Origin of the sequence: Ancylobacter terrae (assembly GCF_045108345.1) — a bacterium.
In the GTDB taxonomy this organism is placed as follows: domain Bacteria; phylum Pseudomonadota; class Alphaproteobacteria; order Rhizobiales; family Xanthobacteraceae; genus Ancylobacter.
The window spans coordinates 2,671,073-2,682,746 of the sequence record NZ_JBJGXH010000001.1; the positions used below are offsets into that span (position 1 = coordinate 2,671,073).

Consider the following 11,674-nt stretch of genomic DNA (forward strand, 5'->3'; position numbering starts at 1 on the left):
GTTCCGGAGTGGCGGCTCTTGAGCACCGTCGACGATACCCGGCCGGCATCGGCGCCAGAGGACATGAACGCCCTGGTGGAGGCGATCGCGCGGCACCAGGACCGCGCGGCCTTCGCCCTGCTGTTCAAGCATTTTGCCCCTCGCCTCAAGACCTATCTGCTGCGATCCGGCGCAGTGCCTGGGGTCGCGGACGAAATCGTCCAGGAGACGATGCTCACGGTCTGGCGCAAGGCGGCTTACTTCGACCGCACCAAGGCGGGGGCCTCCGCCTGGATTCTCACCATCGCGCGAAACCTGCGCATCGACCATCACCGCCGCTCCCGTCTGGTCTACCTGCCCGATGCCGGCGGCCAGGACGAGCCTTCCCCTGATCCCGATGTCGAGGCCGCACTCATCGATCGCGAACGGGCGGATCGGTTGCGGACCGCGCTCACCACCCTCTCCGAGGAGCAGTTGACCATCGTCCGTCTTTCCTTTTTCAGCGATGCGCCGCACAGCGAGATCGCCAAGGCGCTCGGCATACCGCTCGGCACGGTCAAGTCCCGCATCCGCCTCGCCCTGAGCCGCCTCCGCCACCTGCTGGAAGACGCGCGATGAGCCCGCGACACCATCCCAGCGATGAAACCCTGCTGCGCTACGCTGCCGGGACCTTGCAGACGGGGCCCGCGCTCGTCGTGGCGAGCCATATCTGGGGCTGCCCTGACTGCCAGAAGCTGGTGCGCCGATTCGAGGCCGTGGGCGGCGCGCTGCTGGACGAACTGCCGCCGACACCTCTCGATGCCGATGCGCTGGCGCGCGCCATGGCGTCGATCGAGAGCGCCGACGAACCGGCCTTGCCTCCCGAACACGGCTCGCCGCTACCGGCCGGTCTCGAGGGCATACATCTTCCTGCGCCCCTGTCCGCCTGTACGTTCGATTCCTGGCGCTGGCTGGGGCCGGGGATGCGGGCCAGCCGTGTGAAGCTGCCCGGTAACCGCGACAGCGGCGTGATGATGCTGCGGGTGGGGCCCGGGCGCGCCCTGCCCGACCACGGGCATACCGGCACCGAATGGACGCAGATTCTCCATGGCTCGTTTTCCGATGCGTTCGGGCGTTACGGACCCGGCGATCTGGCGGAAGTCGATGAAGACGTCGAGCACCAGCCAATCGTCGACGCGGGGGGCGAATGCTTCTGTCTGGCGGCGATTGACGGGAAAATGCGCCTTCGTGGCCTGCTCGGGTGGCTGGCGCAACCCTTCGTCCGCTTCTAAAGGCGAGCGGCCATGGGTGTGCTGATCGCAGCCTTCGTGCTGGTTGCTCTCGCCCTGTCGCTGGCCATGCTGGCGGCCTATGTGATCGCCGAAAAGATGCAGCGCTCCGGCCTCGTCGATGGCATCTGGTCGTTGTCGACCGGGAGCGTTGCCATCGCCGCGCTTATCTTCGTCCCCGCAGCGGATGCCGATGGATGGCGACGGCTGCTCGTCGCTTGCCTGGTCGCTATCTGGTCGCTGCGCCTGGGAAGCCACCTCCTCCTCCGGGCGGCGCGCGGGGGCGATGATCCGCGCTATGCGTGGCTGCGGCAGCAATGGGGTGCGGACGCCCGCCGTCGCATGTTTCTCTTTCTCCAGGCACAGGCCATCGCGGCGATACCGTTGGTGGCTACCGTGCTGTTCGCGGGGGGCCGGCCCGGTGCATTGGACATCATCGATCTGCTCGGCGTGAGCCTCGTGATCGTCGCCATCGTTGGCGAAGCGATTGCGGATCGGCAGTTGAGCGCCTTCCGTGCGGGCAGCCACGGGAAGCTATGCGATCGTGGACTATGGTCGTGGTCGAGACATCCGAACTATTTTTTCGAGTGGCTGATCTGGCTCGGCATCGCCGTGATTGCGCTTGATCCCCGAGGTTCTTATGCGCTCGGCTGGTGTGCCTTGATCGGCCCGCTGGTCATGTACTGGCTGCTCGTGCACGTGTCGGGAATACCCCCTCTCGAAGCCCACATGCTTCGTACGAGAGGCGATCTGTTTCGCGCCTATCGTGCTCGCGTCAGTGCTTTCTGGCCGTGGCCTCCGCGCCGTCAGGACAGCCAGCGCGACACGACGAGATAGCCGGCGGTTGCCGCCATTGCCGTGGCAAACGATCCCCACGCCATGTCGACAACCGTCACCGCAAGCGGCCAGTCCCGAAGCGTCGCGTGATTGGTGAGGTCGTACGTTCCATAGGCCATCAGGCCAAACAGCAGACCATGAACCAGCGCCGTGCTCCATTTCCCCGCCGTGACGGCCGGCTGCACAGCGAAGAAAACGATCCCCGCGACATAGAGGAAATAAAACACCATCGCCGGTGCCAGCGCGAATCCATCGCGCAGCAGACTTCCGAGCAGCGGGCGGTAAAGCCGGCTGCCCATCGTTCCCAGCCATACGGCATCAAGCGCGAGAAACGCCGCTCCGGTCGCGAGATAGGATAGTCCGACAGCTACCATCGCAGCACCGCGTCATTGAGTCTGCATCCGGTACGCACGCGACAACCCGATGGATCATCGAAACGGGTGTCGCCTGACGGTCGGGCCTACACCCCGCACTCCCACTGATATAGTACCGGACGGGCGACACCCACGGCGCAAGACGTGAACGTTTGGGCGCGGCATGGGCTACGGCCGCTGCCCTTCGCGGCGCGACTATCGCTTTCGGGAAGGAGTGTCCTGCGTCGAGAGGATCCAATGCAGGATCACCGCCAGGGGATAGGGGAGCCACAAAGGCGCAATCGAATAGGGATTTGACTTTGGAACAAAGCCTCCGCGCTTCTTCGACTGCTCCACCTCCCGAAAGGTCCGCTCCCGCCTGCGACTGCGCATGGTTGTATTCTCGTTGAACCGCTTATGGTTGCACAGACCATAGCAGCCCGGATTCCGAAACGGAAGCTCCGTAGGTTAACCAATGGTATCAAGGAACGGTCACCGACCTCATCACGCGGACAGCCCTGGAGATTTTTCGGTGCCTCTCCAAGCCGCAACGGCCCGGGAGACCAACCCGAAAAGCCCTTCCGACGGCAGGGGGCTGTTTTCCGAATCTCGCAAAAACGGGCACCGCCGATGGCCGCCTGATGACGGAATCATTCCTAATGGGACGGCGATGTTCTGGCATGGACCGCGCGGATGACCATATTCAGGGATATGTGTAACCGGAGGCGAAAAGTCATGTCCCACGTCACCTACGAGATTGTCGAGCATGACGGCGGTTGGGCCTACAAGGTGGGCGCTGTCTTCTCCGAGACCTTCCCATCGCATGATGCTGCGCGCCTTGCGGCAGACCGCGCGGCTCGCGAGCAGCGCCTTTCCGGAGAGACCACACCTATCCAGTACGAGGATGCCTCCGGAAAGTGGCATGAGGAAACGGCCCGCGGCACTGACCGCCCTCGCACGGACGTCAAGGGCTGATATCGGCGGCCGATGGCGGGCGGTCGCGCCGTGTCCGCCCGCCACGGCACGTTCATTTCTTTCCGTGGTTGGGGCGAAGCGCGAAGGTGATACCTGTTCTGCGCCTTTAGGCGTCGCCTTTGCGGGCTCGCCGCTCCAGGCCGCTACCGCCAACAAAAAATGAAGCGATTTTTATTCGAATATCGAATAATAATGCGCGTGAGTTTGTCGTTAACGAGCGAACGCTCATGCCTGCGTCTTACAGCCTGCGCCAGGACATCGATGGGTGGACCGTCTTCGTTGTCGCGACCGGCGAGCCGGCGCAGTTCCGCGGCATTCCCATGAGGAACATGAAGCAGGAACACGCCGAGAAGCTGGTCGCAATGCTGAACCGGCCGGTGGCAGTACAGCCCAGCCGCCGGCTGCAATGACCGAACGAACCGGCGACGTCGGGGCGGAGAAGCTCCACAGATACCATCAGCGAATGAACTCGATAGTGTCGAGCGCGATCAGCTGCGTGCCCTGATAATTGCCGTCGTGCAGGCGGCACAGCATGAAACGGTCCGCGACCTCGATCGGCCCGTAGGCGGTCACCGTATCGCCGCTGCGCAGCTTGATCATCAGCGCGCGCTTGGTCTCGTCCTTGGCGACTTCCTGGAGCAGGTCGCAGATGGTGCGGCTGGTGGTGCAGATATTCATGGCATTCCTCCGCGTGCCGTCGGTTGCGACACGTGAGGCTACCATGCCGAATCTTTCCGTCCGGCCGAAGCAGCGGCGTCCCGACGCACTTGAAGACATAATACGCGCTTGCTGCGGCGGTTCCAGACCGTATTCGCGCGCATATTGCTATCCCGCGATGCGGCGGGCGCGGCGCTTGCGCAGAATGGCGATGGTCGCGAGAGCCGTGAGAATGACGAGCATCGAGAAGACCGTCGTCACCGTGCCGAGCGCGTAGAGCACCGGCGTGGTGACGTTGGTGGTCATACCGTAGATCTCGAGCGGCAACGTATTGAACGTGCCCGAAGTCATCAGGGTGCGGGCAAACTCGTCATAGGAAAGCGTGAAGCCGAACAGGCCGACGCCGACGAGGCTCGGCAGAATGATCGGCAGAACGACATGGGCGAAGGTCTGCCACGGCGTCGCGCCGAGGTCGCGCGCGGCCTCCTCATAGGCCGGGTTGAAGCGGTTGAAGACCGCGAACATGATCAGCAGGCCGAACGGCAGCGTCCAGGTGAGATGCGCGCCAAAGCCGGAGGAATACCAGGCCGGATTCAGCCCGAACACGTTGAAGGCGAGACCGATCCCCAGCGAGATCAGGATCGAGGGCACGATCAGGCTGGCGATGGCGAGATAGAACAGCGGCCCCGAGCCGACGAAGCGCCGCCGGAAGGCAAGGCCCGCCAGCAGCGACACCACCACGGTGGCCAGCATGGTCATGATGCCGAGCAGCAGCGAGCGGGTGAAGGCGCCGCCGAAGTCGCCCACCGCCTGCCTCTCGAACAGCAGGCTGTTGAACCAGCGTAGCGAGGTGCCGTTCATCGGAAAGGTCAGCCCGCCGTCCGGCCCCTGGAAAGAGAGGATGAAGATGGTCGAGAGCGGCCCGTAGAGAAACAGCACGAACAGGCAGAAGAAGACGGTGAGGACCCAGAAGCCGGGGCCGCGCTTTTCGGAGTTCATCGCCCGGCTCCCCCTAGAGTTCCTTGCGGATGTTGACGATGCGCAGGATGCCCGCGACCAGCAGCAGAACCAGCACGAGCAGGATCACCGCGTTGGCGGCGGCGGCGGGGTATTGCAGCAGCGCGATCTGGTTGGCCATCATCAGGCCGACCGAGGCCGACTGCCCCCCCGACATGAAGCGCACCGTGATGAAGTCGCCCATCACCAGCGTGACCACGAAGATCGAGCCGATGGCGATGCCGGGCTTGGCCAACGGCAGAATGACGTTGACGAGGATCTGCCAGCCATTTGCGCCGGCATCCCGCGCGGCCTCGATCAGCGACCGATCGATACGCATCAGCGTGTTGAAGATCGGCGTCACCATGAACAGCGTGTAGAGGTGGACCATCGCCAGCACCACGGCGAAATCGGAGAACAGCAGGAACTCCAGCGGCCGATCGATCAGCCCGAGGGCCATGAAGGTCTGGTTGAGCAGGCCGTTACGTCCGAGGAAGGGGATCCACGAGATCATGCGGATGATGTTCGAGGTCAGGAACGGAATGGTGCAGACAAGGAACAGCACCATCTGCATGGTCGCCGAGCGGATGTGGAAGGCGAGGTAGTAGGCGACCCAGAACCCCACCACCGCCGTGATCGCCCAGACGATCACCGTGTATTTCAGCGTGTTGAGGTAGGTCTGCCAGGTCACCGGCGAGGTGATCGTCTCCTCGTAGTTGGTGAAGACGAAGGCCGGAAATATCTGGATCGAGTCATAGTCCCAGAAGCTGACCATCACGATGGTCGCGATGGGCAGCACCAGGAAGGCGAGCAGGATCAGCGTCAGCGGACTGGCCTGAAGATAGGGCGCGAGGCGGGAGAGCGTCATGCGGGGCCTTCCGGTGGACTGCTTTGCTGCCTTCACGAACATCCTTCGAGGCCCGGGCTCACGCCCGGGCACCTCAGGATGACGTCGCGGCTCTTCGCCCGTCGTGCTGAGGTGCGAGCGGAGCGAGCCTCGAAGCACGAAGGCCCGCTCCGCCCCTGGTCAGTGAACGGCACTCACGCCGCGATGAACTCATTCCACCGGCGGACCATGTAGCGATCCTCGTCCATCACCGAGTTCCAGCAGGCGACCGCACCCATGCGCTCCTCGAAGGAGCCGCCGTCGCGCACCGCGCCGGCCGTATACATCACCTTGCCCTCCGGCGAGAGGATATCGGCCTTGGCCGGCTGGCCGAGCATCCAGAACGCCCACTCGTCAGGCGTCATGTTCTTCTCGGCGGTGGACAGCACGGCGGAGTAGTAGCCCTGCCGGTTCAGATAGGCGCCGACCCAGCCGGACAAATACCAGTTGATGTACTCGTAGGCCGCGTCGAGCTGCGCGCCCTTGAGGTGCTTGGCGATGCCGAGGCCGCCGCCCCAGGCGCGATAGCCTTCCTCGAGCGGCTGGTAGACGCAAGGGATGCCCTTCGATCGTACCGCCGCCACCGCCGGCGACCACATCGACTGGATCACCACCTCGCCCGAGGCCATCAGGTTCACGCTTTCGTCGAAGGTCTTCCAGAAGGCGCGGAACTGGCCGGCCTTCTTGGTCTTGATCAGGAAATCGATCGTGGTGTCGATCTCCGCCTTGGTCATGTTGCCCTTGTCGCCATATTTGATGATGCCGGCGCTCTCGCAGATCATCGCCGCGTCCATGATGCCGATGGACGGGATGTTGAGGATGGAGGTCTTGCCCTTGAACGCGGGGTCGAGAATGTCCTTCCAGTTCTTGATCGGCCGTCCGACGAGATCGGGGCGGATGCCCAGCGTGTCGGCGTTATAGATGGTCGGGATGAGGGTCATCCACTGGGTGGGTTCCTTGGCGAACTTCTTGGAATCCGGCCCCTCGACGAACCCCACCGTGCTCGGCGCGGTGCCCTGCGCGATTTTCGAGGTGGGGGTCAGCTTGCCGGTGGTAAAGATCGGCACGATCTGGTCGTAATACTTGATCTTCTTCACATCCATCGGCTGCAGCGTGCCGGCGGGGAACACCTTCTTGCAGATCCAGTACTCGATGTCGGCGATGTCGAAGCTGTTCGCCTGCGTGACCACGCGCTGGGAGACGGCGTCGGAATCGAGCGCGGTCATCTCGAGGGTGATGCCGAGGTCGGCCTTGCACTTCTCGGCGATGGCGTTGAGGTTCGAGACACCGGTGCCGAACTGGCGCAGCGTGATCGGATTCTGTGCCCAGATGGTCGGAAAGCCGGTGACGGCGCCGGAACCGGCGGCCAGACCGCCGGCGGCGGCCACGCCCTTGAGAAGCTGGCGTCGGCTGAGGCCCTTGCCCCGCGGCTCGGTCTTTGTGCTCATGTCTGTCTCCCGATGGTTTGTTGTCGGCTCGGTTTCGTCGCTTCGGCAATGACGGGGCTCGATCAAGCCGCCGAAGACCTCAGCAGGTGAACATCCTGCGGCGTCCAGGCCAGCGGCACAGCGTCGCCGACGCTGAGCGGCTTTTCGAAGAAGGCACTTTCCGGCACCTGCACCGCGAAATCATCGACCCCCGGTGCGGCGAGCGCGAGCTGCACCTTCTGGCCGTGATATTCGATGTTCTGAACGAGGCCGGTGAGGCCGCAGCCCGGCAGCGTCGCGTCGGCGAGGCGGACGCGATCCGTTCGCACGGCGACTTCGACGGGTTGACCCGGTTCCAGCCCCGCCCCGCGTGGGGCCGCGAACGAGGCGCCCCCCGGCACCTCGAAGGTCACCGCCTCGCCGTCCACCGCCGTGACGCGCCCGGCGAGGACATTGTGATCGCCCATGAAACGGGCCACGAAAGCGGTCTCGGGCCGGTTGAAGACCTCGCGCGGCGAGGCCGCCTGCTCGATCCGCCCGCCGTTCATCACCACCACGAGGTCGGAGAGCGCCATCGCCTCCTCCTGGCTATGGGTGACATGGATGAAGGAGATGCCGAGCTGCAGTTGCAGCTTCTTCAACTCCTGCCGCACCTTGATCTTGAGGAAGGGGTCGAGGGCGGAGAGCGGCTCGTCGAGCAGCAGCGCCTGCGGGTCGGTGATGAGAGCGCGGGCCAGCGCGACACGCTGCTGCTGCCCGCCCGAAAGCTGGGCCGGGCGACGCTCGGCGAGATGGTCCATCTGGACCAGCTTCAGCATCTCCAGCGCCTTGGCGCGCCGTGCCGCCTTCTCCACGCCCTTCATCTTCAGGCTGAAGGCGACGTTGTCGACGATGTCGAGATGGGGAAAGAGCGCATAGCTCTGGAACATCATCGCCGTGCCGCGCTTGGCCGGCGGCAGGTCGGAGACCACGGTGGCGCCGAGCCGGACATCACCCTCGGTGATGCTCTCATGGCCGGCAATCATGCGCAGCGTGGTGGTCTTGCCGCAGCCGGAGGGGCCGAGCAGGCAGCAATAGGTGCCGGCGGGAATTTTCAGCGAGACATTGTCCACGGCCAGCGCCGTGCCATAGCGCTTGACGACAGAGATCAGCTCGATGTCCGCGCCCTTGCTCATCCACTCCCCCTCGGTGCTGCCGAAAGTGTGTCGCAAAGCCCGTGCCAGCCCGCCGGCCGGCAGCGGGTGGCATGGCAGGCCCCATCAATTCTGTGACCCGCCCATGAATTGAGCAACATCGCGCTTGAGACGCCCGAATTGGATACAATCGGCCGACCGATCGAGCGCGCCGCACGCTCCGTTCCGGAAACTTCGCCGATCGACGGCGTTGAGCAATCGGCACGGATGGCGCAACATTCGCGCCCGCATCCCCCAAGAAGATGCCCACACCCCTCTGGGAGGCCCAGAATGCTCCGACACTCTTTTTCGCGCCGCGGACTCGTACGCGGCGCCTGCGCCGCTCTGCTCGGTGCCGCCGCCATGTCCGCGACCGGGCCGATGGCCTACGCCGCCTATCCTGAACGCCCCATCACGCTGGTGATTCCCTTCGCGGCGGGCGGGTCCACCGACCTCGTCGGCCGCCTGATCGCGCAGAAGATGAGCACGGAGCTCGGCCAGACCGTGGTGGTCGAGAATCGCGCCGGCGCCGGCGGCAATACCGGCGCGGCGGCCGTCGCCAAGGCGGCGCCCGACGGCTACACCATCCTCATGGGCACGGTGGCGACCCACGCGCTCAATCCAGCGCTCTACAAGAAGATGCCGTATGATCCCGTGACCAGCTTCGCGCCGGTCTCGCTTCTGGTGGTAGTGCCGAACGTGCTGGTGGTGAACCCTGCCTTCCCGGCCAAGACCACCGAGGAACTGATCGCGCTGCTGAAGGCCAACCCGGACAAGTACAGCTACGCGTCCTCCGGCAACGGCACGCCGCTGCACCTGTCGGGCGAGCTGTTCAAGTCGATGGCTGGCGTCGACATGCAGCACATTCCCTATCAAGGCGCCGGGCCGGCGCTGAACGACGTCCTGGCCAACCAGGTGCCGATCATGTTCGACAACCTCCCCTCCTCCTCCGGTCACATCAAGAGCGGCAAGCTGCGGGCGCTCGGCGTGACGACCGCCAAGCGCGCCCCCTCGTTCCCCGACGTGCCGGCCATCGCCGAGGCGCTGCCGGGCTACGAGACCTATACCTGGAACGCGCTGTTCGCCCCTGCCGGCACGCCGCCGGAGGCGATCGCGAAGCTGAACGCGGCGGCCAACAACGCGCTGAAGGACCCGCAGGTGCAGGCGCGCCTCGCCGATTTCAGCGCCACCGTAGTCGGCTCGACGCCCGAGGAACTCGGCGCCCATGTGAAGACCGAGATCGCCAAATGGGCGCCGATCGTGAAGGCGTCCGGGGCGCAGCTCGACTGAGGCGCAGGACTGAAACCGTCATCCCCGGGCTCGTCCCGGGGATCCACGTCTTGTTGCGCTCGCCTCCTCAGAACACCGTTCCGTCGGCGTCGATAGCAAGCGGCGGCGGGCCGTGCGGTGGGCGCTTCTCGACCGCGATGCGCCGGCCGGCGGTCCAGGTGCCGCCTTGCAGCAGGCGGGCCAGCGGGAACTGCTCTGGCGTGAGGGCGAGCCGCTCGCGCACCGCGACCACCAGTTCGTCCATCAGCGCGACGATGAGCGCGCGCCATTCCACCACCAGTTCGGAATCCACCTTGTGCCGCATGTCCGGATCGAGCGGCGCGCGGGGCACGATCAGCCCGAGGTCGATCAGCAGGCCGCCGTTGCGGTATTCCGGCAAGGCCGTGAGATCGTCGAGGCCGGCGACCTCGAGCCCCGCCGCCTCGAACGGCTCCAGCAGCGAATAGGTCAGCCATTGCGACAGTTTGTGGAACGGCACGATGCCGCCCGAGCGGTCGCCGGTCACGATGGCCGGGTGGCGGCCGGCATCGCCCAGCGCGACACCGTCGACCACGAGGCCGGCCGGCCAGATCGGTGCGAGACCGTCGAGCAGCGCGGCGAGGATCGAGCCAGCCGGCAGGCGCCCGCCCCGCGCCTTTGCGGCCAAGGCATCGACCAGCCCGCCGGGGCGGGCAGGATGATCGCCGAACAGGTCCGGCCGCGCGGCCAGCGCCGCGCCGAGCCGGTTCAGCAGCGCGGTGCGGCCGGGTACGCCGATCAGCGGGTTGTCGGGCATCACCTGGAAATGCCGGGCGAGGCTCGCCGCGTCGAGGGCGACCAGCCCGGCGGCATCCGCCTGCAGCGGCCGGGCCGAGTCCGAGGAGAAGCCGCCCGCCTCGAACATGGCGAGGCTCGCCACCGCCAGCCCCTCCGAGCGGCCGATGACGAGGCCGGTGTCCGCCTCGCGGTAGCGCCAGGCATCGCCCGCGCCGGCGTCGAGCAGCACGCTCACCACGGCGAGATCGACCATGATGCGGGCGCGCTCGCGTGGCTCGACGGCCTCAAGCGCGACCTCGATGCGAGCCCAGCGGTCGACGCCGGCGGCGGCGAAATGGCGCCAGCGGCTGTGATAGGGGATGTCGAGGGTGGGATAGTCCTGCCGGGTGACGGCGGTGACGTAATCGGCCACCACCGGCATCGCTGAGTCATCGACGGTGAAGTGCGGCGATCGACCCGCGCGCACATGGTCGAGCACCCGATGGGCGCGCTCGCGCACGGCGGCGGCGGAGCGCAGGGCGAGAAGTTCGGGCGGGGTCATGTCTCGGACGTCCTTTCGGCACCTGGCGTTGCCGGCTATCGAGGCCACCTGCCGATCATCCGGCCAATCGGCGCGTGCGCGGCATACATATCCGTCATGAACGGGCCCGTCCCGGCCATCGAGGTCTTGCGCTCCCCACCGGCGGCGAGGCGTGGATGCCCGGCCCAAGGCCGGGCCTGACGGCACGTGCGGCCGGGATCGACGTCAGCGGGCGAGCCGCGCGCCGGTCACCGCTTGCGCACGAACTCGGTGCGCAGCACCAGGCCCTTGATGGCGTCGTGACGGCAGTCGATCTCCTCGGGATCGTCGGTGAGGCGGATGGAGCGGATCACCGTGCCCTGCTTCAGCGTCTGGCCGGCGCCCTTCACCTTCAGGTCCTTGATCAGCACTACCGAATCGCCATCGCTCAGCACGTTGCCGGAGGCATCGCGGACCACGCGCGCGGACGCCGCCTCCGCTGCCAGCTCGGATTTCGGGCGCCACTCGCCGGTCGCCTCGTCGTAAACATAGTCGTCGTCGTCGCCGGCCATGCCTGCC

At 65.8% G+C, this 11,674-nt stretch carries 14 protein-coding genes; 6 read left to right on the forward strand and 8 right to left on the reverse strand.

Annotation, left to right across the window (positions count from 1 at the left end):
- The first annotated feature begins 18 nt into the window (after positions 1–18).
- Genes ACEUEL_RS12850 through ACEUEL_RS12860 form a run of 3 tightly spaced genes read left to right on the forward strand, consistent with a single transcriptional unit; the run spans position 19 to position 2,084 of the window.
- On the forward strand, positions 19–597 hold the full coding sequence (locus tag ACEUEL_RS12850; protein WP_405705703.1) for a sigma-70 family RNA polymerase sigma factor: 579 nt from the start codon (positions 19–21) through the stop codon (positions 595–597).
- Complete coding sequence (locus ACEUEL_RS12855) at positions 594–1,250, forward strand: ChrR family anti-sigma-E factor (RefSeq protein ID WP_405705705.1); 657 nt, start codon at positions 594–596, stop codon at positions 1,248–1,250. The genes ACEUEL_RS12850 and ACEUEL_RS12855 overlap by 4 nt, the downstream gene beginning before the upstream one ends.
- Positions 1,251–1,262: 12 nt before the next feature.
- Positions 1,263–2,084, forward strand: a complete 822-nt coding sequence (locus ACEUEL_RS12860; protein WP_405705708.1) for a DUF1295 domain-containing protein — start codon at positions 1,263–1,265, stop codon at positions 2,082–2,084.
- Here the strand turns inward: ACEUEL_RS12860 and ACEUEL_RS12865 are convergent.
- Positions 2,054–2,458, reverse strand: a complete 405-nt coding sequence (locus ACEUEL_RS12865; RefSeq protein WP_405705711.1) for a DUF2177 family protein — start codon at positions 2,456–2,458, stop codon at positions 2,054–2,056. The two genes, ACEUEL_RS12860 and ACEUEL_RS12865, sit on opposite strands and share 31 nt — an antisense overlap.
- Positions 2,459–3,172: 714 nt before the next feature.
- Between ACEUEL_RS12865 and ACEUEL_RS12870 the strand changes: the two genes are divergently transcribed.
- The gene (locus ACEUEL_RS12870) at positions 3,173–3,412 is read left to right on the forward strand and encodes a hypothetical protein (RefSeq protein WP_405705713.1); all 240 of its coding nucleotides are present in this window, start codon (positions 3,173–3,175) and stop codon (positions 3,410–3,412) included.
- A gap of 227 nt (positions 3,413–3,639) precedes the next feature.
- The gene (locus tag ACEUEL_RS12875) at positions 3,640–3,822 is read left to right on the forward strand and encodes a hypothetical protein (protein ID WP_405705715.1); all 183 of its coding nucleotides are present in this window, start codon (positions 3,640–3,642) and stop codon (positions 3,820–3,822) included.
- Positions 3,823–3,868: 46 nt separating this feature from the next.
- Here ACEUEL_RS12875 and ACEUEL_RS12880 read toward each other — a convergent pair whose 3' ends face one another.
- The 5 genes from ACEUEL_RS12880 to ACEUEL_RS12900 all read right to left on the reverse strand — a co-directional run bounded on the left by ACEUEL_RS12880 (position 3,869) and on the right by ACEUEL_RS12900 (position 8,553).
- A complete protein-coding gene (locus ACEUEL_RS12880) occupies positions 3,869–4,090 on the reverse strand; it encodes a hypothetical protein (protein WP_405705718.1) in 222 nt (73 codons plus the stop codon).
- A gap of 147 nt (positions 4,091–4,237) precedes the next feature.
- Positions 4,238–5,068 carry an ABC transporter permease gene (locus ACEUEL_RS12885; protein ID WP_405705721.1) on the reverse strand — a complete coding sequence of 277 codons (831 nt, stop codon included), beginning with the start codon at positions 5,066–5,068 and terminating at the stop codon, positions 4,238–4,240.
- Between the two features lie 13 nt (positions 5,069–5,081).
- Positions 5,082–5,933 (reverse strand): ABC transporter permease, encoded by an 852-nt coding sequence (locus ACEUEL_RS12890; RefSeq protein WP_405705724.1) that lies wholly within the window; start codon positions 5,931–5,933, stop codon positions 5,082–5,084.
- A gap of 173 nt (positions 5,934–6,106) precedes the next feature.
- Complete coding sequence (locus ACEUEL_RS12895; protein WP_405705727.1) at positions 6,107–7,399, reverse strand: ABC transporter substrate-binding protein; 1,293 nt, start codon at positions 7,397–7,399, stop codon at positions 6,107–6,109.
- A 62-nt stretch (positions 7,400–7,461) separates the two neighbouring features.
- Entirely contained in the window at positions 7,462–8,553 is a 1,092-nt protein-coding gene (locus tag ACEUEL_RS12900) for an ABC transporter ATP-binding protein (protein ID WP_405705730.1), read from the reverse strand.
- Between the two features lie 288 nt (positions 8,554–8,841).
- Here ACEUEL_RS12900 and ACEUEL_RS12905 point away from each other — a divergent pair, with 288 nt between their 5' ends.
- Positions 8,842–9,840, forward strand: a complete 999-nt coding sequence (locus tag ACEUEL_RS12905; RefSeq protein WP_405705733.1) for a Bug family tripartite tricarboxylate transporter substrate binding protein — start codon at positions 8,842–8,844, stop codon at positions 9,838–9,840.
- A gap of 67 nt (positions 9,841–9,907) precedes the next feature.
- Here ACEUEL_RS12905 and ACEUEL_RS12910 read toward each other — a convergent pair whose 3' ends face one another.
- Positions 9,908–11,137: a URC4/urg3 family protein gene (locus ACEUEL_RS12910; protein ID WP_405705735.1), complete on the reverse strand. Its 1,230-nt coding sequence runs from the start codon at positions 11,135–11,137 to the stop codon at positions 9,908–9,910.
- Between the two features lie 227 nt (positions 11,138–11,364).
- A complete protein-coding gene (locus ACEUEL_RS12915) occupies positions 11,365–11,667 on the reverse strand; it encodes an alkylphosphonate utilization protein (RefSeq protein ID WP_405705738.1) in 303 nt (100 codons plus the stop codon).
- Between the last annotated feature and the right edge of the window lie 7 nt (positions 11,668–11,674).